This is a genomic window from Nioella nitratireducens, assembly GCF_001879715.1.
In the GTDB taxonomy this organism is placed as follows: Bacteria; Pseudomonadota; Alphaproteobacteria; order Rhodobacterales; family Rhodobacteraceae; genus Nioella; species Nioella nitratireducens.
The window spans coordinates 112,053-135,770 of the sequence record NZ_MNBW01000006.1 but is presented as its reverse complement, the minus strand read 5'-3'; the positions used below and the strand labels follow the sequence as shown (position 1 = coordinate 135,770).

Genomic DNA, 23,718 nt, shown 5'->3' with positions numbered 1-23,718 from the left:
CGGGCAAGGGGGAAATGGTGGCGGTGCAGGGACTTGAACCCCGGACACGCGGATTATGATTCCGCTGCTCTAACCAACTGAGCTACACCGCCGGGCCGGGGCGGTGAGTATGACAGGGGCGTGATCCCGTCAAGACACAAAATCGAGGTTTTTCATTCGAGGGGCATCGCGCGGATCGCCCGCGCCCCCCGGCCCCACTCCAAGGTGTTGCGAAGGGGGCCGCCACCCCGTCACCGGCATTGAATGCTGGGGCTCGGGACAGGCAGATCGTGGCTTTGCCCTTTCAGCGGACACATCTTTTGCGCGCCTGCGAGATCGCCGAGCCGGGTGGCAGATTGAAATGACCCGCAGGCATGGCCCGAAACCCGCTGGCCCGCGATCCGCCCCGGCGGTTGGCGCCGTTGCCACGATGGTTGCAAACGCCACGAGGGCCGTCAGGTGCCGGTGATCCAGTCGAAGAAGCCGGGCCCGGCGCGGTCGCGCAGGCGGGCTGCCATCTCGGCCCCGGCCCTGGCACCTTCGGCGATCGGCACCGTCACGTCGTCGGACAGCACCTCCGACCCATCAGGGCGCAGGATTTCGCCCCGCAACCGCAGCCTGTCACCGTCAAGCTCTGCCAACCCGGCAATCGGAGTCTCGCAAGAGCCATCGAGCCCCGCCAGATAGGCCCGCTCGGCAGCAAGGCGCAGCCCGGTGTCACGATCATGGATGGCCGCAAGCATGGTCGCGGTACGGGCGTCATCGGCGCGCCGCTCGATCCCGATTGCGCCCTGGGCCACGGCCGGCAGCATGTCTTCGGGGGACATCCCGCCCCGCGCCACCTCGACCATGCCAAGTCGGCGCAGACCGGCCATGGCAAGAAACGTCGCGTCGGCGACACCGTTTTCCAGCTTTTTCATCCGGGTCTGCACGTTGCCCCGAAACTCGACAACGTTCAGATCGGGACGGCGCGCCTTGAGCTGCGCCCGGCGGCGCAGCGACGACGACCCCACGGTCGCGCCCGGTGGCAGATCGGCAAGGCTGGCGTGCCGGAGCGAGACAAACGCATCGCGCACGTCCTCTCGCGGCAGGTAGCAGTCAAGGATCAGGCCGCCGGGCTGGTCGACCGGCATGTCCTTCATCGAATGCACCGCGATGTCGATGGCCCCCGTCAGCATCGCCTCTTCGATTTCCTTGGTGAAGAGCCCCTTGCCGCCGATCTCTTTCAGCGGTTTGTCCGCGTCGATCAGCGCCCGGTTGTCGCCGGTGGTTTTGATCACCACGATCTCGAACGCCGCGTCGGCCAGGCCAAAGGCCGCGGCCAGGCGGTCACGCGTTTCATGGGCCTGCGCCAGCGCCAGCGGTGAGCCGCGGGTGCCGATTTTCAGCGGTTGGTCGGGGGTGGGCAAATCACGTGTCATATCGCCTTCCTAGCCGCAGTTCGTCCCCGTGACAACGCGACCGGCTTGACACGAGGCCGCGCCCGGAAAAGGGTGCGCGGACTTTGCCGGACGGAGAACCCCATGACCAAGACCATGCTGCGCGCCCTTGCCGGGGAAACGCTGCCCACGCCGCCGATCTGGATGATGCGGCAGGCGGGGCGTTACCTGCCGGAATACCGCGCCACGCGGGCCAAGGCCGGGGATTTCCTGTCGCTGTGCTATAACCCCGAGCTTGCCGCCGAGGTCACGCTGCAACCGATCCGCCGCTACGGCTTCGACGCCGCGATCCTTTTTGCCGACATCCTGCTGCTGCCGCAGGCGCTTGGCGCCGACCTGTGGTTCGTGACCGGCGAAGGCCCGCGCCTCTCGACCATCACCGGCCCCGAGGGACTGAAGGGGCTGAAAGGCAAGGACGACATCCACGAGCATCTGGCTCCGGTCTATGAAACCGTGCGCCTGCTGTCGGGGGCGTTGCCCGCGGACACCACGCTGATCGGCTTTGCCGGTGCACCATGGACGGTGGCGACCTACATGATCGCCGGGCGCGGCACGCCCGATCAGGGCCCGGCCCATGCGTTGCGCGAGGGCGACCCCGAGACCTTCGGCGCGATCATCGACCTTTTGACCGAGGCCACGATCGAATACCTCTCGATGCAGGTCGAGGCCGGAGCAGAGGTGGTCAAACTCTTCGATTCCTGGGCCGGGTCGCTCAGAGGCGAGGCGTTCGAGCGTTTCGCGCTCGCACCGGCCAAGCGGATCATCACGGAACTGAAGGCGCGCCATCCGGGCCTGCCGGTCATCGCGTTCCCGCGTCAGGCGGGCGACAAATACATCGGCTTTGCCAGGGCCGTGGGGGCCGATTGCCTTGCCATCGACAACTCGGTCTCAGCCCAATGGGCCGCCGAGATGCTGCAACCGGACGGCTGCATTCAGGGCAATCTCGACCCCAGGCACATGGTGACGGGCGGACAGGCCCTGATCGACGAAACGCGGCAGATCGTCGAAGCGTTCCGCAACGGCCCGCATATCTTTAACCTCGGGCACGGGATCACCCCCGATGCGGACCCCGAGAACGTGCAATTGATGATCGACGCGGTGCGGGGCGGCTGACGCCAACCCCCTTCTTCTTGGCAAAAATACTCCGGGGAGTGCGAGGGGCAGCGCCCCTCGCCTTGGTCGCCGCGCGCAGCGCGGCGAAACCCAGTCAGACCCGCAGCGACGGCAATCCGATGCCGGTCGATTCGAACCCGCCGTCGACGGCGATCACCTGCCCGGTGACGAAGCTCGCCTTGTCCGAACTGAGGAACACGATCACGTTGCCGATCTCTTCTTCGCTGCCGTAGCGGTTCAGCGGAATCGCGTCGTGATAGGCGTCGATGATGTCCTGCGTGTGCACCGCCATGGCCAGTTTTGTCGCCACCGGCCCGGGGCAGACGCAATTGGCACGAACGCCCCATTCGCCCCATTCCGCCGCCTGCTGCTGCGTCAGGTGCATCACCCCCGCCTTGGAGGTGCCGTAGGCGACCCGCAGGGTCGAGGCCCTGAGGCCCGAAATCGAGGCGATGTTGACGATGGTGCCACGTGTCTCTTTCAGCGCCGGGGCGCAGGCTTGCGAGCACAGGAAAACGCCGTCGAGATTGGTCTCCATCACGGTGCGCCACCGCTGGAAATCGGTCTGGTCGATTGGTCCGAAATCGGCCACCCCGGCATTGTTCACCAACGCGTCGATACGTCCGAGCTTGGCCAACACCTCGGCCACCATCACCTCGACCTGATCGGGCCGCGAGACATCGCAGAGCACGGGCAGGACATTTTCCAGCCCCTCAGCGGCCTCTTGCAAGGCCTGCGCATCGCGGTCGATCATGGCCACCCGGCGCCCCTCGTCCAGAAAAAGCCGGGTTGTGGCGAGACCAATACCCCGCGCGGCGCCGGTTACGATTGCGGTTTTCTGCATGGTCACACCCATTTCGCCAGTGGCGGCAAGCTCATCAGTACCGCGTTTGCATCATGCCCCGTGGCGAGGCCGAACTTGGTGCCCCGGTCATAGACGAGGTTGTATTCGGCATAGAGCCCCCGGTGGATCAGCTGCACGTCCTTGTCGGCCTCGGTCCACGGGGTGTTGCGACGCCGTTCCGTGATGGGCAGGAAGGCGGGCAGGAAGGCGCGTCCGATGTCTTGGGTCAGGGCGAAGTCCGCTTCCCAATCTCCGGTATTGCGGTCATCCATGAAGATGCCGCCGACCCCCCGCGCGCGGTGGCGGTGCGGGATGTAGAAATAGTCGTCTGCCCACGCCTTCAACTCGGGGTAGAGCGTGTCCCCATGCGGGTCGAGATGCTCTTTCTGCACCGCGTGGAAATGCGCGGTGTCCTCTTCATATTCGATACAAGGGTTCAAGTCCGAGCCGCCGCCAAACCACCAGGCACCGGGGGTCCAGAACATGCGGGTGTTCATGTGGACGGCGGGCGTGTGCGGGTTCTGCATATGCGCCACCAGGGAAATGCCCGAGGCCCAGAAACGGGGATCGTCCGCCATCCCCGGCACGCCGCGCGCCGCCATCGCTTTTTGCGCGGCCTCGCCCAATTGGCCATAAACGGTCGAGACGTTCACCCCCACCTTTTCAAACACGCGCCCGCCACGCAGGACGCTCATCAAACCGCCCCCGGCATCGGACCCGTCATCCGAGGCGCGGGTGGTCTCGGTCACGTCGAAGCGGCCTGCGGGCCGGGCTGCGAAACTCCCGTCGGTCTGGCTGTCCTCCAGCGCTTCGAAGGCGGCGACAATCTGGTCGCGCAAGTCTCGAAACCATGCCGAGGCGCGGGCTTTGCGGGCGTCGAACGGGTCTGTCATCGGGGTCTCCTTACCGGCTCGGCGGGACTTTGCCGAACTCGCCGGGGCAGGTCCAGAGCCGCTGGCGCCAGAATTTTTCCGGAACCGGCCGTCGTGATCCGGGGCCGATCAGGATTGCCGCAAAATATCCATAGTTGTTTGCGAGCTTTCATCATGGATTCCTGAGTCGGAATGACATAAACTAATTTTAATAGCCGCATCAGACGGCACCTGAGGCAGATAGAGCAGGTTCGTGATCCGAAGAACGCTCCGAGTGGCCCTGACCGGGCTCGTTGTGCTGTTGAGCGCAATCGTTTCCACACCTACCCAGGTGCGGGCCGCCCCCTATGCAGCCATGGTGATCGACGCCCGGACGGGCGAAGTGTTACACTCGCGCAATGCCGATACGCGGTTGCACCCGGCCTCGCTGACCAAGATGATGACCCTCTACATCGCCTTCGAAGCGATCCGTCTGGGGGAAATCACGCTGGATACCGAAGTGCGTATTTCCCAGAACGCCGCGGCTGAACCGCCCTCGCATCTGGGCCTGCGCGCGGGCACGACCATTCGCCTGCGATACCTGATCCGCGCCGCTGCGATCCGGTCCGCCAATGACGCCGCGACCGCCATCGGCGAGGCGATAGAGGGGTCGGAGGCGGCCTTTGCGCGGCGCATGAACCGCACCGCCGAAGCGCTTGGCATGACGCGCACGACGTTCCGTAATGCCAATGGTCTGACCGAAGAGGGCCATCTGTCCACCGCCCGCGACATGACGACGATGGGGCGGCGGGTCTTCTTCGACTACCCGCAATACTACAACCTCTTCTCCCGCCGCAGTGCCGATGCGGGGATCGCAACCGTGCGCAACACCAACCGCCGGTTCCTCGATGCCTATCGTGGCGCGGACGGGATCAAGACGGGCTATACCCGCGCCGCTGGCTACAACCTCGTGGCCTCTGCCGAACGCGGCGGTGTGCGGATCATCGCCACGGTTTTCGGTGGCCGGTCCACCGCCAGCCGAAACGAGCGGATCATGGAATTGCTGGATATGGGCTTCGAACGGGCCCCGTCCCATGCCACGGTCAGGCGCCCGGAACTGCCGACTTATCCTGATGACGGACGCGTCGGGCGCGACTATCGCGCCAGCGGCCTGGTGACGAGCAGCCTGCGCCCCCTGCCCCGCCCATTGCCGGTTACAGGCCCGAGCGACCCCTCGCCGGACCTGATTGCCGCCGTGGCGAGCGCGGTGGAAGTGGCGCTTGCCGAGATCCCGCCAGAGGAGGAAGGGCTGGCCGAGTCACCGATTCCCGCACCACGGCCCGAGCCCTTGGAAGAAGGGGATATCAGCGCCGAGGCCGAAGCGGTGCAGCTGGCCATGCTCGACCCTGACCCCGTGGACTTGCCGCATCCGGTTCCGCGCCCCGAGATCGTCGCGCTCGATTCCACAGAGATCGAACTGGCCGTGATTGACCCGGACGCGGCCCCGCCCGCGCAAGAGGTCGTCACCCGCGCCTCGTCGGATGGGAACCATCTTTACGGGGTATCGCTTGGCCGCTACCCGACGCAATTCGCGGCTGAGCAGTTGTTGCTGCAAACCGCCTTGGCGGAGCTGGGGTTGTTTGACAGGGCGTTGCGTAATGTCGAGCACCGCACCGGCGGGTTCGAGGCGCAGTTCGCCGGGATGAGTCAGGAAGAGGCGGATCGCGCCTGTGCCCGGCTGATGGCCCGCGACATCATCTGCACCACCTACGGTCCATAAGCGTCACCGCTTCGGTTTGTCGTCGTAGTCGCCGCTGAGAATGCGGTTGGCGTCGCCTTCGGGGTCGTCGAACTGACCTTTGCGCAACAGCCAGAAGAACGCGACCAGCCCGACACCCCCAAGAAACAGGGAGGCGGGAATCAGGATGACGAGAATGCCCATTCGGGGTTCCTTGGCGGGCCGGTCAGCGCAAACGAAGTGCGTTGAGCGAAACGGTGATTGAGCTGGCCGACATGGCCAGCGCGGCCGCCAGCGGCGTCGCCAGACCGGCGATTGCGATCGGCACCGCGATGATATTGTAAAGCGTCGCGATGGTGAAGTTCTCGCGGATGCGGGCGCGCGCCTTGACCGAGGTTTCGAACGCGTCAGCAATCGGGGCAAGGTCTTTGCCAAGCAGCACCATGTCCGACGCCACCCGCGCCGCATCCAGCGCCGAGGCCGGGGAAATCGACACATGCGCCGCCGTCAGCGCGGCGGTGTCGTTCAGGCCGTCGCCCACCATCAGCACCTTGGCCCCCTCATCCGCCAGCGCGGCCACGCGGGCGGCTTTCTCGGCAGGCAGCGCTTCGGCAACGACCTCGGCAATGCCGATCTCGGCGGCGAAACGGTCAACCGCGCCGCGCGTGTCCCCGGACATCAGGATGACCCGCAGCCCTTGGGCCTTGAGGCCCTGTACCGCCTCTACCCCACCAGGGCGCATGGAATCGGTGAATGGAATGGCGATGGCCTCTGCTTGCCCGATTTGCAGGAAAGTGGCGGTCACATCAGTGTTTTCGGCATTGACCCATGTCGCGCGGCCAAGGCGAACCCTCTGGCCCTGCCACGCCCCCTCGACGCCGTAGCCGGGAACCTCGTGGAGATCGGTCACCGCGTCAGGGCCCTGCCCCATCTCACGCAGGCCACGCGCAAGGGCCTCGGCCAACGGGTGCGACGACACGCTGGCCAACGCAAGGGCCACGCCACGGGTTTCCGAGGGCAGGTCGGTTAGCGCCACCGGGTGCGGAGCGCCCAAGGTCAAGGTACCGGTCTTGTCGAAGACAACCGTGTCGACCTCGGCCAGACGCTCCATCGCGGTGCCATCCTTGATCAGCATACCCTTGCGAAACAGCCGCCCCGACGCCGCCGTGGTCACCGCAGGGACGGCGAGGCCAAGGGCACAGGGGCAGGTGATGATCAGAACGGCAGCGGCGATGTTCAGCGAAATCCGCAGATCCCAAGTGTAGAGAAACCAGCCCACGGCCGCGAGCGCCGACAGGATATGCACGCCGGGCGCATAAAGCTTGGCGGCTTGGTCGGCGAGTGAGGTGTAGTTGTTGCGCCCCGACTCGGCCACGGCGACAAGATCGGCAATGCGGTGCAGGGCGGTGTCTTCGCCTGCCGCCGTCACCTCGACCGTCAGCGGCCCTGTCAGGTTCACTTCCCCCGCCGACACGGCGCAGCCCGGCCCGGCAAAGGCGGGCAGGCTTTCGCCGGTCATCAGCGAGCGGTCGATTTCCGAGGAGCCCCCGGTCACCATGCCATCGACCGGCACCCGGCCACCGGGACGCACCAGCACAAGGTCGCCCACGACCAGTTCGGCCACACCGACGGTCTCGGTCTCTCCATCCGCGGACATGCGCAGTGCGCGCGGCACTTCCATCGCGGCCAGTTCCTGCGCGGCAGAGCGGGCCGAGGCGCGCGTGCGGTAATCCAGATACCGGCCAGCCAGCAGGAAGAAGGTCAACGAGATCGCCGCGTCGAAATAGGCGTGTTCGCCCGACATGATGGTTTCGAAAAACGAGGTGCCCACGGCCAGAAGGATCGCCAGCGTGATCGGCACGTCCATGTTGAGACGGCCATGTTTCAGCGCGGTCCATGCGTTCACGTAAAAGGGTTTGCCGGTAAAGACGATGGCGGGCAGAACGATGGCCGCCGAAATCCAGTGCATCAGGTCGCGGGTCGTGCCCTCGGCCCCGGACCAGACCGCGACCGACAGCAGCATGACGTTCATCATGGCAAAGCCCGCCACGGCAAGCCGCATCAGCAGATCGCGCGCTTGGCGGTCGGTGGCGGTGGTCGCCAGCATGCCGGGGTCGAGCTCGTGCGCCTCGTATCCCACGCCCTCCAGCACCGCGACCAGATCGGCCGCGGTAACATCGGCGTCGGCCTCGATCGCGGCGCGTTTGAGGGTCAGGTTCACCCGCGCCTCGTGAACGCCCGGTGCCTTGGCCAAGGCGCGTTCCACCGTCGAGATGCACGCCGCGCAGTGAATGCCCGGCAGCGACAACATCAGGCGCGCATCCTGTGGCTGTTCGGCCAGGGCCTCGGCGGCCGGGGTGACCGAGCAGGCCGGGCAAACAGAAGGGCGACTATGTTCGAAGGTGGCGGCCACTTGGGATCAATCCGGCAGGGTGAACGTGATGTTGCGTCGATAGGCGGTGCCGTCATGTGCGGTGCCGGTCATGCGCAGACGCCAACGACCGTCCGACACCTGGACCGGCGCTGTATAGACGCCATTGGCGAAGGTCAGATCCAGGTTCTGATCCTCCAACTGGTTGGTGGGCCGGGTCAGCAGCGCGGTGAAGGCTGCGGGAACCACGGGCGAGCCATCCGCGTCGGTCAGGTGCAGGGTCAGCAGACCAGCCTCTTCATCAACCTCGACCGACGAGGTCCAATGCAGGGCCTCTTGCGCGTCGCGGCGTTCGTTGAAGTCCTGCCCGGCGGCGTAGGAGGACGACACCTCCAGCCCCGGGAAGGTGCTGATCGCCTCGGTCGCCATGTAGACATTCACGCCGATGATGATGCCGAACCCGACGATGAACATGTAAAGGACGTGGCGTCCGGTCAGTTCCCGGCCCGTACGGGTATTGTCAGCTTCGGTCATCTTATTCGCCTTGCCCATTGAATACGGTATCCTCGTAGGTGCGTTCGCCGCTGACCTGATCTTCCACCCAGAGGCGGAATTCCGTGCGATCCCGAGAGGCCGCCGGATCGTCGGGCCGCGCCGAGACATATACCCTTTGAAGGTGGGTGCTGTCAGCCGGAACCATGACGGTCAGCAATTCGGTGCCTTCCAGCCCGACACGCAGCACCTCGTCCGAAGCGACCGAGATGCGGAATTCCCGGCTGTCATGCTGCATGTTGCGGATCCGAACGTCGTAGGTGTTGCGGATCGTCCCGTCCGACAGGGTCACATATTGCGGGTTGCGGATCGGCGACACGGTGACGTCGATGTCCGACCGCACAAACAGCATCACGGTCAGCGCCACGCCGATCGCCGCCCACAAGGTGGTGTAGATGATCGTGCGCAGGCGGAAGATATGCTTCCAGACCGGCTTTTTCGGGTTGCCTGCGCGCTCGTTGGCCTCATCCGTCAGGGCCATGTAGTCGATCAAACCGCGCGGTTTGCCGATCCGTTCCATGATGTCGTCGCAGGCGTCGATGCAGAGCGCGCAGGTAATGCATTCCAATTGCTGACCATCGCGAATGTCGATCCCCACGGGGCAGACATTGACGCAGGCGCGGCAATCGATGCAATCGCCGAGCTGGTCTGCATCGGCGTCCTTGCGGTGCTTGCCCCGAGGTTCGCCCCGCCATTCACGATAGGCCACGGTGATCGAGTCCTCATCCATCATGGCGGCCTGAATGCGCGGCCACGGGCACATGTAGATGCAGACCTGTTCGCGCATGAAGCCGCCAAAAATGAAGGTCGTCGCGGTCAGGATGCCGATGGTGGCATAGGCTACGTAGGGGGCCTGAAACGTGACCAGATTGACCAGAAGTGTCGGCGCATCGGTGAAATAGAACACCCACGCCCCGCCGGTCGCGATAGCGATCAGCAACCACACAAGGTATTTGGTCAAACGCAGCCGGATCTTCTTGGCATTCCATTCCTGTTTCCACAGGCGCAGACGGGCGTTCCTGTCGCCCTCGATCCAGCGTTCGACGGTGTAGAACAGATCGGTCCAGACGGTCTGCGGGCAGGTATAGCCACACCACACCCGGCCAAGCGCCGAGGTAAACAGGAACAGGCCGAGGCCAGCCATGATAAGAAGGCCCGCGACGAAATAGAACTCGTGCGGCCAGATCTCGATCCAGAAAAAGAAAAAGCGGCGGCTGGACAGGTCAGCCAGCACCGCCTGATCGGGAAGCGACGGCCCCCGGTCCCATCGAATCCACGGCGTGATGTAGTAGATGCCGAGGGTCACGATCATGATCAGCCATTTCAGGTTCCGAAACGTACCGTGTACCCGCTTGGGGAATACGGGTTCACGGGCGGCATAAAGCTTCGGGGGGGTTTCGGTGGAACTCATGAACGGAGTCTTTCCTTGAAGTCGGCATGGCTGTGCGTGGACCGTTCTTAGGGGGTTGGCCCGCCGCTCATCCTTGACGTGGATCAAACCGACGATGCGACACCAAAAAAAGATGACTTCTCGTCTCAGCTTTTGGAGAGCGCTGCGACGATATCGCTCGGCCCAGAACAGAAAAACGCCGCCGAGGCGGCAAATTTCTGGCAAGTTACGGAAAAAGTTATAGAAAGGTGCCGGTTCTGTAGGAAACGCGCGAACAGGACCAGAACCGGCACCTTGTCCGTCGGCCGGAAGGGGCCGCCGGATCTCTTGATTGATAAGGTGCCGGTTCCTCAGGAAACGCGCGAACAGGACCGGAACCGACACCTCGTCCGTCGGCCGATACGCAGCCTCGGGAACTCTTGATATTTAGGGTGCCGGTTCTGCAGGAAACGCGCGAACAGGACCAGAACCGGCACCTTTTTCCGATGGCCGGGAGGGGCCACCGGAAATCTCGTTGGGGATTACTCCCCGCCACCCAGAGAGTGGACATACACAGACACCGAGCGCACTTCGGCTTCGCTCAGGCGGCCTGCCGCACTGGCGTCTTCCGACCATGCCGGCATCACACCGAAGCGGGCGTTGCGAACCGTTTCTTCCAGCGTCGCCTCGTCCCCGCCATAGAGCCAGATGGCGTCGGTCAGGTTCGGGGCGCCGAGCATCCGGTCGCCGGTGCCGTCTTCCGTGTGGCAGGCGGCACAGTTGTCGAGGAACACCTGCTCTCCGGCTGCCGCCAGATCGGCGTCATGCGACTGGCCCGAAATGTTGCGCACATACTGCACGACACTGGAGATTTCCTCGTCGCTCAGGATGCCGTCAAAGGCGACCATCTGCGAAAAGCGGGCTTCAGGATCGTCCTCGTTGCGGATGCCGTGGCTTATGGTGGTGTGGATATCGTCAAGCGAGCCGCCCCACAGCCAGTCATCGTCCAGCAGGTTGGGATAGCCCTGCCCCTGCACGCCAGCCGCACCCGAGCCGTGACACTGAGCGCACCAGGTGCGGAAGATCGCGGCCCCACCTTGAATGGCATAGTTGTAGAGGTCCGGGTTGTCGTCGGGGTTGATCGACGCCAGCTCCACGTCTTCGATGCGCGCCCGGATCGGGGCGTTCATCTCTTCGAAGCTGGCAATCTCGGCGGCCACTTCGCCCCGGGTGGAATACCCGAGCAGACCGGCGGTCGCCCCGTGCACCAGCGGCCATGCCGGGAACAGGACCGTGTAGATCACCGCCCACACGATGCAGGCGTAGAAGGTCCACAGCCACCAACGCGGCAGCGGGTTGTTGAACTCCTTGATCCCGTCCCAGGAGTGACCCGTGGTATCCGGATCGCCTTCCTGCAGGATCTGTTCTTCAGGGTGTTTCTGTTCGGTCATTGCCGCGCCTCCTTGGGGTGGGCGTCTTGGCCTGGGGTCACCATGGACCGGGCCGGCTTGTCGTCATGGCGGAACGGGATGTTCGCGGTGTCCTCGTGGACAGTCCGGCTTCCGGGCCGCAGGGCCCAAAGGATGACGCCGACGAAGACGAGGAACATGAAGACCAGTCCCCAGCTTCCCGCGAAGATCCGCATGATGTGATAGGTTGCTTCCATCATGCCCTCCGTTAGCGGCTTTCGTCGGGCGTGAAGGTCGAGAAATCGACCAGCGTGCCCAACATCTGAAGATAAGCGATCAAAGCGTCCATCTCGGTGATTTCAGGATTGCCATCGAAGTTGCGCACCTGCGCCCCCGGGTAACGATCCTGCACCGCGCTGTCGCCGAAATCGGTAGCCTGTTCGACAAAGTCGAAGGAGGCCTGTTCGATCATCTCGTCCGTGTAGGGAACGCCCACGATGCGATGTGTCGACATGAGGTCGCCGATATGCTCGGGGCTGATCACCGTTTCGGCCAGATAGGCGTAGGGCGGCATCACCGATTCAGGGACAACCGACTGCGGATCGCTCAGGTGATCCACATGCCAGCTGTCCGAATAGCGGCCACCGACGCGGGCGAGGTCAGGCCCCGTCCGCTTGGACCCCCACTGGAACGGGTGGTCGTACATCGACTCCGCTGCCAGCGAGTAGTGACCGTAGCGTTCAACCTCGTCCCGCATCGGGCGGATCATCTGCGAGTGGCAGACATAGCAGCCTTCGCGGATGTAGATATCGCGCCCTGCCAATTCGAGCGGAGAGTAGGGGCGCATGCCCTCTACTTCCTCGATCGTGTTGTCCAGGTAGAACAGGGGCGCGATTTCCACGATCCCGCCGATGGTGACGACCACGAAACTCAACGCCAGCAGAAGCGTCGCGTTGGTCTCGATTTTCTTGTGTCCGTCGAGAAAAGCCATCTGGTTTCGCTCCTTATTCGGCGGGGGCCGTCGCGGGGGCAACTGCGTCGGAAGCAGCCCCTTTGCGCACGGTCATCCAGAGGTTGTAGGCCATGATCAGCGAACCGGTCAGGTACATAACCCCACCCAAGCCACGGACCACATACATCGGGAACTTGGCGGCCACGGTGTCGGCGAAGGAGTTCACGAGGAAACCCTGCGGATCGACTTCACGCCACATCAGCCCTTCCATGATCCCGGTCACCCACATCGAGGCCGCGTAGAGAACGATGCCGATGGTGGCGAGCCAGTAGTGCCAGCTGACCATGCGCAGCGAATACAGAGCCTTGCGGTTCCACAGGCGCGGCACGAGGTAGTAGAGCATCCCGAAGGTGATCATCCCGTTCCAGCCAAGCGCACCGGAGTGCACGTGACCGATCGTCCAGTCGGTATAGTGCGACAGCGAGTTGACCGCGCGGATCGACATCATCGGGCCTTCGAAGGTCGACATGCCGTAGAAGGCGATGGAGGTCACCATCATCCGCAGGATCGGGTCGGTCCGCAGTTTGTCCCATGCGCCAGACAGCGTCATCAGACCGTTGATCATGCCACCCCAGGAGGGCATCCACAGCACGACCGAGAACACCATGCCGAGGGTCGAGGCCCAGTCCGGCAGCGCGGTGTAGTGAAGGTGGTGTGGGCCGGCCCAGATATACAGGAAGATCAGCGCCCAGAAGTGAATGATCGACAGTTTGTAGGAGTAGACCGGACGCTCAGCCTGCTTCGGAACGAAGTAGTACATCATGCCAAGGAAGCCTGCGGTCAGGAAGAAGCCAACGGCGTTGTGGCCATACCACCACTGCGTCATGGCATCCTGCACACCCGAAAAGAGCGAGACAGAGCGCGACCCGAAGATCGACACCGGCACGGCCAGGTTGTTGATCACGTGCAGCATCGCCACGGTCACGATGAAGCTGAGGTAGAACCAGTTGGCCACGTAGATATGCGGCTCTTTTCGCTTGATCAGCGTCCCGACATACATGGCCAGATAGGCCACCCAGACAACGGTCAGCCACAGGTCGATATACCATTCCGGTTCAGCATATTCCCGGCTCTGCGATCCGCCCAGGATATAGGAGGTCGCGGCGAGCAGAATGAAGAACTGGTATCCCCAGAGAACGAACCACGCCAGGTTCCCGCCCCACATCCGCGTGGCGCTGGTGCGCTGCACGACGTAGAAGGACGAGGCCAGCAGACCCGTGCCCCCGAAGGCGAAGATCACCGCCGAGGTGTGCAGCGGGCGCAGACGGCCAAAGTTCATGTAACCCTGTGCCCAATCGAAGTTGAGCTGCGGAAACGCCAACTGAAAGGCGATATACACGCCGACCAGAAACCCGACGACGCCCCAAAAGGCCGTCAGGGCCACGGCAACGCGCACCGGGCCGTCCATATATTCTGATTCCAGCACATCTGCCGGAACCGGTTCATCCGTGCGGCGCAGTTGCCACAGGAAAAGACCCGCGGCCACAACCATCACCAGGACCATATGGATCATATAGATCGAGTCCCGGGCATAGTTGGCTGCGATCGCGGCCAGCACCGCGATCAGGCCAAGGATCACCAGCTTCAAGTAGTTAAGCATTGATCGTCCCTTCGTCATGCCCCGGTAGCGACTCAAAGAGAGCCATCCGGAACTGTTCCATCTGCCCCCACATCGCGCAGGTGCCCCGAGCAAGCCTTGATCCATGTCAAGTTTGTGGAAAGACAGGGTTGATGCAGGTCAAGGCGTTGCAACAATGTGAGTTATATCACGACTTCATCAGTCAAGGAGACCGCGCATGGCCTACAAGAGTATTTTCACTGTCATTACGGATCTCGCGGATGTGGGGCCGGTACTGGAAGGGGCCCTGCCCTTTGTTCGTGCCGAGGGCGCACATCTCGACGTGCTCTGCCTCGGCATCGACCGCACCCAGACCGGCTATTACTTCGCTGGCGCCACGGCGCTGATGCACGAAGAAACGCTGCTACAGGCCCAATCCGAAGCCAAGGACCTGGAGCGCGCGGTGCGGGACCGACTCGGCCAGACCGAGGTCAGTTGGGGTGTCGATGCCGTCGTCGCCCAAACCGCCACCGTTGCCGGTCTGGTCGCCCGGCGTGCGCGCTTTGCCGATCTGGTGATGCTGCCCAAGCCCTATGGCGAAAACCGCACGATGGACGCGCCCGTCATCGTCGAGGCGGCAATGTTCCAGGGGCAGGCCCCTGTCATGGTCTTGCCGGGACAAAAGGCACCGACCACGACGCCGGACCGGGTGGTGATCGCGTGGAACCAAAGCACCGAGGCAATGTCGGCCATCCGCCGGGCGCTGCCGCTGCTTCTGGCCGCGAAGGAGGTCAACGTGCTGATCGTCGATCCGCAGCAGCACAGCTCGGATGTGGCCGATCCGGGCGAGGAACTCTCGACCATGTTGTCCCGGCACGGGGCCAAGGTCGAAATCTCGCTGGTGCCGCGCAGCCTGCCGCGCATTTCCGACCTCATCTCGCGGCATGTCTCGGATCAGAACGCCGATATGTTGGTGATGGGGGCCTACGGGCATTCCCGCTTCCGCGAGGCGATTCTGGGCGGGGCGACTCGCAACCTGCTGGAGCAGGCAGAGGTGCCCGTCTTCATGGCGCACTGACGCTCGCATCACCATAACTCACGCAAAAGGGCGCCCTATTCAGGGTGCCCTTTTTCATTTCATGTCAGCCGCTTAGGGGTTCGGGAATTCGACGCTTGTTTAAGTGTTATTTTTACACTATTATGAAGGAATACCGCTTCACGCCAACAAGGACCGCCCCAATGTTCTGCACCGCCCATCACCAGCCCCGCCGCCAGACCGCCGCAGCCATTCCGACCCGCAACACCGACGCACGCGTGCGCACCGCCCCGGCAAAGCCGCGCCACATGTTTACGGATTGGGCCAGCATCTGACGCGGCGACACCCTCAGCCGAACATCCCGCCATCGGCATCATCGCCGGTCTCTTCCATCAAGGCCGAAACATCCGGCACCGTGATGTGCCGCTTGCCCTTCAACTCGATCACTCCGTCCCGCTTCAAGGCAGACATCTGCCGCGACACGGTTTCCAGCGTCAGCCCCAGATAATCCGCCATCGCCTCTCTCGTGAGGGGAAGATCGAATACCAATTCATTGGCGTTCGGGCGGTTCTTCAGGCTCGCATCGCGCCGCGCGATGATCGACAGAAAGCTTGCAATCTTCTCGCGCGCCGTCTTGCGCCCCAGAAGCAGCATCCATTCCCGCGCGGCATCCAGTTCATCCAATGTCATTTCCAAAAGCCGCTGGCTGATATGCGGCGTTTCCGAGATCAGGGTCTGGAACGGCACCCTGCGGAAGCAACACAGCATGACATCGGTGGTCGCGGTGACATCATAGGCGACCGACTCTCGATTCGGACGACCGAGAAAATCGCTCGGCAACAACAGGCCCACCATCTGGCGGCGCCCATCCTCCATCGTCTGGGTCAGCGAGGCCACGCCCTCTACGACAGAGGCCACGAAATCCATCTGATCCCCGGCCCAGGCAATCGTCTGACCGGCCTCGAAACGTCTGTAGTACTTGATGGCGTCAAGCTGCTCCAACTCATCGGACTCACATCGCGCGCAGACCGCCCGGTGGCGGATCGGACAATCGGCACAGGCCAGTTCTGGCATGGCAAGAGAGCGACTAGGCATCGAGTACCCCTCGTGGGTCAGACTTCGGGGGCTGATTTGATTTCGATCAAATACAACCTGTTCAGCGCAGTTTAAGGCTAACGCAATGGAAAATCTTGCGCAACTTCGTCGCCTCGGGCTCTTCGAGGCAAAGGTTCCGCGATACACGAGCTACCCGCCCGCCACGAAGTTCTCAAACGACGTGGATTCAGCCGTGTTCGGGGATTGGATTACCACGATTCCCGCCGGAACGCGGGTGTCGCTCTATCTTCACGTGCCGTTCTGTCGCAGGCTTTGCTGGTTCTGCGCCTGTCGCACCCAAGGGGTGCGCAGCGATGAACCGGTACGCGCCTATCTCGAAACGCTCAAGAAAGAGGTTCGGTTGGTTGGCGCAATGTTGCCCGACGGGGTGGAAGTTGCCCGCCTGCATTGGGGCGGCGGCACGCCGACCCTGCTGAGCGCCGACATGATCACCGACCTCGCAACCACGGTCGCCGAGTCGTTTCCCCAAGCACCGGACCTTGAGTTTTCCGTCGAAATCGACCCCAACGAGATCGACGCTGCCCGGCTAGACGCCCTGGCGGCCGCCGGTCTCAATCGGGCATCCATCGGGGTGCAGGATTTCGACCCCGGCATTCAGAAGATCATTGGCCGAATCCAAAGCTACGAAGTGACCCGCAGCGCGGTGGAAGAGCTGCGCGCACGGGGCATTCAGTCGCTCAACGCGGATATCCTTTTTGGCCTGCCCGAACAGTCGCAAGAACGGATTTCCGACAGTGTGCAGATGCTGCTGTCGCTCGCGCCCGATCGGGTCGCGCTTTACGGCTATGCGCATGTGCCATGGATGGCGCGACGGCAGGCGATGATCCCGACGGATGCCCTGCCCCGTCCAGAAGAACGGCTGCACCTGTTCGATACTGCGCGGCGGCTGTTCAAGTGGGACGGCTACGTCGATATCGGCATCGACCATTTCGCAAAACCAGAAGACAGCCTTGCCGAGGCCGCCCGCACCGGACATCTTCGGCGTAATTTCCAAGGCTATACCGATGACACCTGCGACGTGCTGATCGGGCTTGGGGCCTCGTCGATTTCCAAGTTCCCGCAGGGCTTCGCACAAAACGCCGCCGGCACGGCCGACTACCAAAAGGCCGTCCGCGCCGGTCAGCTCGCCACCGGACGAGGCCACCTGTTCAAGGGAGAAGACAGGCTGCGGGCGCGGATGATCGAGGCGCTGATGTGCGACTTTCGGATTGACGCGACCGAGATCCGGAACAGCTTCGGCACGGCGCAGTCCGAGCTTGAAGCGCTGTTCCGCGAGGCGGAAGAGGCATTCCCCGCCATGGTGCGATGGAATGCCGACGGGTTCGAACTCTTGCCCGAGGGCCAAGCCTTGGCGCGTCTGGTGGCGCGTCAGTTCGATGCCTACGAGATGCGGGCCGAGGGACATAGCTCGGCCATCTGATCACGCCGGGCGCGCCGTTCTGCGCGTGTTCCCCGCTGGGGCGGGATGCCTGGCGCTAGCCCGCGTCCAGAACCGTGGTGCCGAAAGCTGCTGCCATCAGTTCCCGCGTATAGGGCGCCTGCGGATTTCCGAAAATCTCGTCATTCGCGCCGGACTCGACGATGTCGCCCTGCTTCATCACGATCACCTTGTGGCTGAGCGCCCGCACGACCTTCAGGTCATGGCTGATGAAGAGGTAAGCGAGGTTGTGCGTCTTTTGCAGGCGGCGCAGCAAATCGACGATCTGCACCTGAACCGTCATGTCGAGGGCCGAGGTGGGCTCGTCCAGCACCACCAGACGCGGCCGCAGGATCATCGCTCGGGCGATAGCGATACGTTGGCGCTGCCCACCCGAGAACTCGTGCGGGTAGCGGTGGCGCATCTCGGGGTCTAGTCCGACTTCCCGCAAGATGTCCTTGACCAGTTGCTCGGGGTTGCCCGCCACCTGATCGCCATGCACGGTCAGTCCTTCGGCGACGATCTGCCCCACCGTCATTCGCGGACTGAGCGAGCCATAGGGATCTTGGAACACCACTTGCATGTCCTTGCGCAAGGGCCGGATACGGGCCGAGGGCCAATCCTGCAACTCATTGCCCAGAAACGCGATTTTGCCTTCCGACGACAGCAACCTGAGGATCGCGAGCGCCAGCGTCGTCTTGCCTGACCCGGACTCGCCCACGATGCCCAAGGTTTCGCCTTGGCGCACGGCGATCGTGGCGTCGTTCACCGCCTTCACATAGCCAACCGTCTTGCGTAGAAAGCCGCGCTGGATCGGGAACCAGACCCGCAGGGCCTCGGTGTGCATGATCTGCTCTGCCCCGTCCGGCACCGGATCGGGGGTGCCCGTCGGTTCGGCGGCCAGCAGCATCTGCGTATAGGGATGGCGCGGATTTGCGAAAATATCTTCGGTCGGTCCGGTCTCGACGATTTCGCCCGCCTGCATCACGCAGACCCGGTCAGCGATACGGCGCACGATGGTCAGGTCGTGGGTGATGAACAACAGGCTCATGCCCTCGGCCTGCTTGAGATCGGCCAGCAGATCGAGAATTTGCGCCTGAATGGTCACGTCAAGCGCGGTCGTCGGTTCATCCGCCACCAACAGGTCGGGTTGGTTGGCCAACGCCATGGCGATCATAACACGCTGCCGCTGGCCGCCGGACAATTGGTGCGGATAGGCTTTCAGGCGGGTTTCGGCATCACGAATGCCCACCTTTTTCAGCAATTCGAGAATGCGGGTCTCGGCGGCTTTTCCCGACAGCCCCTGATGCAGCGCCAGACTTTCGCCCAACTGCTTTTCCAGCGTGTGCAGCGGGTTGAGCGATGTCATCGGTTCCTGAAAGATGAACGAAATGTCATTGCCGCGCACCCGGCGCAGCTCGGACTCAGGTGCGCCGACCATCTCTTTGCCGTTGTAGCGGACCGAGCCGTCGACCTCGGCACTGCCCGGCAAGAGCGACACGGTGGAAAGCGCCGTCACCGACTTGCCGGAACCTGACTCGCCCACGATGGCGACGGTCTCACCCTTGGCGACGTCAAAGCTCACCTTTTTCACGGCGTCGATCTTGTTCCCGTCCTGGGTGAAACTGACCGACAGGTTGCGGACCTCAAGCAGGCTCATCGAAATGTCTTCCTTGGGTCGAACGCGTCGCGCACACCTTCGAAGACGAAGACCATGAGCGACAGCATGATGGCAAACGTTGTAAAGGCCGTGAAGGCCAGCCACGGCGCTTGCAGGTTGCGTTTGGCTTGCAGGGTCAACTCGCCGAGCGAGGGCGATGCAGAAGGCAGGCCGAAGCCGAGAAAGTCGAGCGTCGCAAGCGTGCCGATCGCGCCGGTAATGATGAAGGGCAGAAAGGTCAGCGTCGCCACCATCGCATTGGGCAGCACATGGCGGAACATGATCACCCCGTCGGTCACCCCAAGGGCCTTGGCCGCGCGCACATATTCGAAATTCCGCGCCCGCAGGAATTCTGCCCGCACCAGGCCCACCAGCCCCATCCAGCCGAAGGCCGTCATCAAGATGACCAGAAGCCAGAAATTCATCTGGTAGATCGCCGCCACGATGATGATGATGTAAAGTTGCGGAGTCGATGACCAGATCTCGATCACCCGCTGAAAGATCAGGTCGATCAGCCCGCCAAAATAGCCCTGTACGGCCCCGGCCGCGACACCGATGACCGATGTCGTAAAGGTCACGATCAAGGCAAAGGCCACGCTCAGTCGAAAGCCATAGATCACCCGCGCCAGCACGTCGCGCGCGGTGTCGTCGGTTCCCAGCCAGTGATTTTCATCCGGGGCCGAGGGCGCGGCGCCCTCGATGTCATTGACTGTGTTGTAGGCGTAGGGCACCGGCGGCCAGAGAATCCAGCCTTGTTGGAAGTTCTCGACACTCTCGGCCAACGCCCCCGTCTGCGCTGCGTCGATCACGGTTTGCGGGTCGTCCCAGCACGCATCCATCCCGCCCGAAATAATCAGGCACTGAACCTCGATGTCGCGATAGACCGCCTCGGTGCGGAAATCGCCACCAAACGCGGTTTCCGGGTAAAACCGAAAGATTGGCGCGTAGAGATCGCCCCGATAGCTCACCAGCAATGGCCGGTCATTTGCCAGCAATTCGGCAAACAGCGACAGGCCGAACAGAAGACAAAAGATGATCAAGGACCAGAATGCCCGACGGTTCGAGCGGAAATTGCGCCAGCGACGTTGGTTCAGGGGCGACAGAGTGATCAATGCCATGGCTCAGGTTTCCCGCGTTTCGAAGTCGATGCGGGGATCAATCAGGATATAGACGAGGTCCGAAAGCAGGTTCACCACCAGCCCGATAAGGCCGAAAACGAAGAGCGTGCCAAAAATCACCGGGTAGTCGCGCGCAATAGCGGCCTGATAGCCCATCCGACCCAGCCCATCGAGCGAGAAGATCGTTTCGATAATCACACTGCCCCCGAAAAAGACCGCGACGAACAGGCCCGGAAAACCGGCCACCACGATCAGCATCGCGTTCCGGAAGATGTGGCCATAAAGCACCCGCTTTTCTGCCAGCCCCTTGGCCTTGGCGGTGATCACGTATTGTTTTCGGATCTCGTCCATGAAGCTGTTTTTCGTCAGCAAGGTCAGCGTGGCAAAGGACGAGATCGTCGAGGCCAGAACCGGCAGCGCGATGTGCCAGAAATAGTCGATCACCTTGCCGATCATACTCAGCTCTTCCCAATTGTCCGAGGTCAGTCCCCGGAGCGGGAAGAATTGCCAATAGCGCCCGCCAGCGAAAAGAACCAGCAACAACACCGCGAACAGAAAGCCCGGAATCGCGTATCCCACAATGATAACTCCACTGGTCCAACTGTCGAACTTGGAGCCGTTCCTGACCGCCTTGCGAATGCCAAGCGGGATCGAGATGATATAGGCGATCAACGTGCTCCACAGCCCAAGGGTGATCGACACGGGCATCTTTTCGATGACCAGATCGACAACCGAGATCGAGCGGAAATAGCTCTCGCCGAAGTCGAACCGCAAATAGTCCCAAATCATCAGGAAGAACCGCTGATAGGCTGGGATCTGCTCGGCGCTGCATTCCTCGGCATCCAGATCCGGGGGGCCGGTATACCCGTCTTCACAGACGATCCGCGAGAAGTGGAATTCGACCTCCAGCTCGGCAAGGAAGTCGGGCGGCAGGCCGCGCGCGCCCAAATAGGTGCTGTCCTGCTCCACCCCTGCGTTGCCAGCCTCGTTGCCCCCGCCCGCAATTGTCTGGAACACGTCGCCATCGCCCTCCAGTTGTGCGCGGATCTGGTCGAAGGGACCACCCGGCACGAACTGCACGAGGACGAAGTTGATCACCATGATCCCAAGGATGGTCGGGATCATCAACAGGATCCGTCTGAGAATATAGGCGGCCATCTTGGCTTAGAACGCCCCTGCTTGGGCCAAGGCCGCTTCTGCTTCGGGGTCGATCCACCACAGGTCGATCAGCCCCAGCGAATAGGGTGGCAGGGTCTCGGGGTAGCGATACATGTCGTAATAGGCGACCCAGTGATTGGGGTTATACCATTGCGGCACGCGGAACCGTTCCCACCGCAGCACCCGGTCCAAAGCATGGACGGCAACGGTCAGGTCGTCTTGCGTTTCGGCATTCACCACCGTTTCGATCAACGAGTCGATAGCCGGATCGGCCACCCCGGCGGTATTGAAAACCGAGTCATTGGCCGAGGCCGATCCGAAATACTGGCGCAGGCCAGAGCCGGGTTCATACCCCATCGGGAAATGATCGGTGATGATGTCGAAATCGTAGTCGCGTTCCCGCTGACTGAGTTGGGCGTTGTCGATTCGGGTCAGCCGCGCGTTGACGCCAATCGCGCGCAGGTTCTCGACGTAAGGATTGATGATCCGCTCGAACAGAGGCGAGTCCTCGATGAACTCGACATCGAGGGTCTGGCCATCCGTGTTGCGCAGCATGCCGTCATCGCCCGCAGTCCAACCCGCCTCTTCCAACAGGCCGAGGGCGCGGCGCGCGCGGCGGCGGTCAAAGGCCCGGTCAGGGTCCGACTCGCCCAAGGCATAGGCCGGTTCCGAGAAAACCTCGGGGCGCAATTCGTCCCGCAGCGGCTCCAGTATGGCCAGTTCCGCCTCGGACGGCTGCCCCGTCGCAGCCAGATCGGTGTTTTCCCAGAACGACACGTTCGGCGCGTAGAGTCCGTAGAACAGCGTCTGGTTGGTCCATTCGAAGTTGAACATCAGCGAGATCGCCTCGCGCACCCGCGCGTCCTGAAATTGTGGGCGTCGCAGGTTCAGGACGAAGCTTTGCCCCGGCGAGATCGTGCCATCAGGCAATTCCTCGCGGATCACGGTGCCGTTCTGAATCTTCGGGAAGTCATAGGCCGTTGCCCATTGGACCGAGCTGGATTCCTGCCGGAAGGTATAATTGCCCGCCGTGAAGCCTTCGAACGCGGCAACCGAGTCGCCGTAGTATTCGATCCGAATCGTATCGTAGTTGTAGCGGCCCACATTGATCGGCAGGTCGTTGCCCCAATAGTCGGGGTCGCGGCGGAACACCGTGCGCTCGCCCGGCACGACACTGTCGAGCACATAGGGCCCAGAGCCGATCAGCGGGTCCAGCCGACTATCGGAGAACGGGATGCCGGCGGCCTCGTGGCTGGCTTGGGAAAAGACAGGCAGACCGCCCGCCGTGTCGATCCGCCCGCGAATGGGCGCGTCGGGGTTGAAGGTGAACTTGATCCGCCGATCATCCAGCACCTCGGCGCTGTCGATGGTCAGGGGGATGGCCGCGCGGAAAGACGGCAGCCCCTCGTCGCGCAGGATTTCATAGCTGAACAACACATCCTGGGCGGTCATCGGCGTGCCATCCGAGAAATGCACATCGGGCCGCAGGGTGAAAATCACGTAAGAGCGGTCCTCGGGGAAGGCCATGCTTTCGCAAAGCAGACAGTAGTAGGTGCCGATTTCATCCACCGTCGATTCAAGCATGGATTCAAAGAAGACCGACGCAAGAACCGCCGGGCGCCCCTGCCGGGTATAGGGGTGCAGCGAGTCGAACGATCCGGTCCATGACATCGAGAACTCGCCCCCGCGCGGGGCGTCGGGGTTCACGTAGTCGAGGTGTTCGAAATCCGGTCCATACCGCAGATCGCCAAAGGTCGAGATCCCGTAGGTTTCGGTCAAGTCCCCGCCATCTTCCTGCGCCAGAGCAGGCGGCACGGACAACAGGGCGGCGAACAGGGCCGCCATCGTCCACCGGGACAGAGTCTCACGGGGCTTGGCATGGGATATGTTCATGGGAGCTCCACTGCGGGGATCTTGTTCATTGGTCTTGTTATGGTGCTCAATACCGTAAGGACCAGCCCCGGCAGTATTCAAGATC

At 62.8% G+C, this 23,718-nt stretch carries 21 protein-coding genes and 1 tRNA gene; 5 read left to right on the top strand and 17 right to left on the bottom strand.

The window, feature by feature from the left end:
- Positions 1-15 precede the first annotated feature (15 nt).
- Together BKY27_RS07500 and hemC are read right to left on the bottom strand one after the other, a co-directional pair.
- Positions 16-92: transfer RNA gene (locus tag BKY27_RS07500), tRNA-Met, on the bottom strand.
- A 342-nt stretch (positions 93-434) separates the two neighbouring features.
- Entirely contained in the window at positions 435-1,400 is a 966-nt protein-coding gene (gene hemC, locus BKY27_RS07495; RefSeq protein WP_071673832.1) for a hydroxymethylbilane synthase, read from the bottom strand.
- Between the two features lie 102 nt (positions 1,401-1,502).
- On the opposite strand from hemC, the gene hemE reads away from it, so the two are divergent.
- Positions 1,503-2,531 carry a uroporphyrinogen decarboxylase gene (gene hemE / locus BKY27_RS07490; RefSeq protein ID WP_071673831.1) on the top strand — a complete coding sequence of 343 codons (1,029 nt, stop codon included), beginning with the start codon at positions 1,503-1,505 and terminating at the stop codon, positions 2,529-2,531.
- A gap of 94 nt (positions 2,532-2,625) precedes the next feature.
- On the opposite strand, the gene BKY27_RS07485 is transcribed toward hemE, so the two are convergent.
- Positions 2,626-3,375 carry an SDR family NAD(P)-dependent oxidoreductase gene (locus tag BKY27_RS07485; RefSeq protein ID WP_233491795.1) on the bottom strand — a complete coding sequence of 250 codons (750 nt, stop codon included), beginning with the start codon at positions 3,373-3,375 and terminating at the stop codon, positions 2,626-2,628.
- Positions 3,376-3,377: 2 nt separating this feature from the next.
- Positions 3,378-4,268, bottom strand: a complete 891-nt coding sequence (gene hemF / locus BKY27_RS07480; protein WP_071673829.1) for an oxygen-dependent coproporphyrinogen oxidase — start codon at positions 4,266-4,268, stop codon at positions 3,378-3,380.
- 232 nt (positions 4,269-4,500) lie between these two features.
- Between hemF and BKY27_RS07475 the strand changes: the two genes are divergently transcribed.
- Positions 4,501-6,006: a D-alanyl-D-alanine carboxypeptidase family protein gene (locus BKY27_RS07475; protein ID WP_071673828.1), complete on the top strand. Its 1,506-nt coding sequence runs from the start codon at positions 4,501-4,503 to the stop codon at positions 6,004-6,006.
- Positions 6,007-6,009: 3 nt separating this feature from the next.
- Here the strand turns inward: BKY27_RS07475 and ccoS are convergent, their stop codons facing one another.
- The 8 genes from ccoS to ccoN form a co-directional block, all read right to left on the bottom strand.
- A complete protein-coding gene (ccoS, locus tag BKY27_RS07470) occupies positions 6,010-6,168 on the bottom strand; it encodes a cbb3-type cytochrome oxidase assembly protein CcoS (RefSeq protein ID WP_071673827.1) in 159 nt (52 codons plus the stop codon).
- A 22-nt stretch (positions 6,169-6,190) separates the two neighbouring features.
- Positions 6,191-8,377, bottom strand: a complete 2,187-nt coding sequence (locus BKY27_RS07465; protein WP_071673826.1) for a heavy metal translocating P-type ATPase — start codon at positions 8,375-8,377, stop codon at positions 6,191-6,193.
- A gap of 6 nt (positions 8,378-8,383) precedes the next feature.
- On the bottom strand, positions 8,384-8,869 hold the full coding sequence (locus tag BKY27_RS07460; protein ID WP_071673945.1) for a FixH family protein: 486 nt from the start codon (positions 8,867-8,869) through the stop codon (positions 8,384-8,386).
- Position 8,870: 1 nt separating this feature from the next.
- Entirely contained in the window at positions 8,871-10,298 is a 1,428-nt protein-coding gene (gene ccoG / locus BKY27_RS07455) for a cytochrome c oxidase accessory protein CcoG (protein ID WP_071673825.1), read from the bottom strand.
- A 500-nt stretch (positions 10,299-10,798) separates the two neighbouring features.
- Positions 10,799-11,707, bottom strand: coding sequence for a cytochrome-c oxidase, cbb3-type subunit III (ccoP, locus tag BKY27_RS07450; protein WP_071673824.1), 909 nt, complete (start codon positions 11,705-11,707; stop codon positions 10,799-10,801).
- Entirely contained in the window at positions 11,704-11,925 is a 222-nt protein-coding gene (locus BKY27_RS07445) for a cbb3-type cytochrome c oxidase subunit 3 (protein WP_407668409.1), read from the bottom strand. Before BKY27_RS07445 ends, ccoP begins: the two co-directional genes overlap by 4 nt.
- Positions 11,926-11,933: 8 nt before the next feature.
- Complete coding sequence (ccoO, locus tag BKY27_RS07440) at positions 11,934-12,656, bottom strand: cytochrome-c oxidase, cbb3-type subunit II (RefSeq protein ID WP_071673822.1); 723 nt, start codon at positions 12,654-12,656, stop codon at positions 11,934-11,936.
- Positions 12,657-12,669: 13 nt separating this feature from the next.
- Entirely contained in the window at positions 12,670-14,277 is a 1,608-nt protein-coding gene (gene ccoN / locus BKY27_RS07435; RefSeq protein ID WP_071673821.1) for a cytochrome-c oxidase, cbb3-type subunit I, read from the bottom strand.
- Positions 14,278-14,473: 196 nt separating this feature from the next.
- On the opposite strand from ccoN, the gene BKY27_RS07430 reads away from it, so the two are divergent.
- Together BKY27_RS07430 and BKY27_RS20510 are read left to right on the top strand one after the other, a co-directional pair.
- The gene (locus tag BKY27_RS07430) at positions 14,474-15,313 is read left to right on the top strand and encodes a universal stress protein (RefSeq protein ID WP_071673820.1); all 840 of its coding nucleotides are present in this window, start codon (positions 14,474-14,476) and stop codon (positions 15,311-15,313) included.
- 161 nt (positions 15,314-15,474) lie between these two features.
- The gene (locus BKY27_RS20510) at positions 15,475-15,606 is read left to right on the top strand and encodes a hypothetical protein (RefSeq protein ID WP_267888888.1); all 132 of its coding nucleotides are present in this window, start codon (positions 15,475-15,477) and stop codon (positions 15,604-15,606) included.
- A 13-nt stretch (positions 15,607-15,619) separates the two neighbouring features.
- Here BKY27_RS20510 and fnrL read toward each other — a convergent pair whose 3' ends face one another.
- On the bottom strand, positions 15,620-16,366 hold the full coding sequence (fnrL, locus tag BKY27_RS07425) for a transcriptional regulator FnrL (RefSeq protein WP_071673819.1): 747 nt from the start codon (positions 16,364-16,366) through the stop codon (positions 15,620-15,622).
- An 85-nt stretch (positions 16,367-16,451) separates the two neighbouring features.
- On the opposite strand from fnrL, the gene hemN reads away from it, so the two are divergent.
- The gene (gene hemN, locus BKY27_RS07420; RefSeq protein WP_071673818.1) at positions 16,452-17,807 is read left to right on the top strand and encodes an oxygen-independent coproporphyrinogen III oxidase; all 1,356 of its coding nucleotides are present in this window, start codon (positions 16,452-16,454) and stop codon (positions 17,805-17,807) included.
- Positions 17,808-17,862: 55 nt separating this feature from the next.
- On the opposite strand, the gene BKY27_RS07415 is transcribed toward hemN, so the two are convergent.
- From BKY27_RS07415 to BKY27_RS07400, 4 genes are read right to left on the bottom strand one after another with little or no spacing between them, the layout of a single operon-like run.
- The gene (locus BKY27_RS07415; protein ID WP_071673817.1) at positions 17,863-19,464 is read right to left on the bottom strand and encodes an ABC transporter ATP-binding protein; all 1,602 of its coding nucleotides are present in this window, start codon (positions 19,462-19,464) and stop codon (positions 17,863-17,865) included.
- The gene (locus tag BKY27_RS07410) at positions 19,461-20,573 is read right to left on the bottom strand and encodes an ABC transporter permease (RefSeq protein WP_071673944.1); all 1,113 of its coding nucleotides are present in this window, start codon (positions 20,571-20,573) and stop codon (positions 19,461-19,463) included. The genes BKY27_RS07415 and BKY27_RS07410 overlap by 4 nt, the downstream gene beginning before the upstream one ends.
- A 12-nt stretch (positions 20,574-20,585) precedes the next feature.
- Complete coding sequence (locus BKY27_RS07405) at positions 20,586-21,740, bottom strand: microcin C ABC transporter permease YejB (RefSeq protein WP_071673816.1); 1,155 nt, start codon at positions 21,738-21,740, stop codon at positions 20,586-20,588.
- A 6-nt stretch (positions 21,741-21,746) separates the two neighbouring features.
- A complete protein-coding gene (locus tag BKY27_RS07400; RefSeq protein WP_233491794.1) occupies positions 21,747-23,585 on the bottom strand; it encodes an extracellular solute-binding protein in 1,839 nt (612 codons plus the stop codon).
- Positions 23,586-23,718 lie beyond the last annotated feature (133 nt).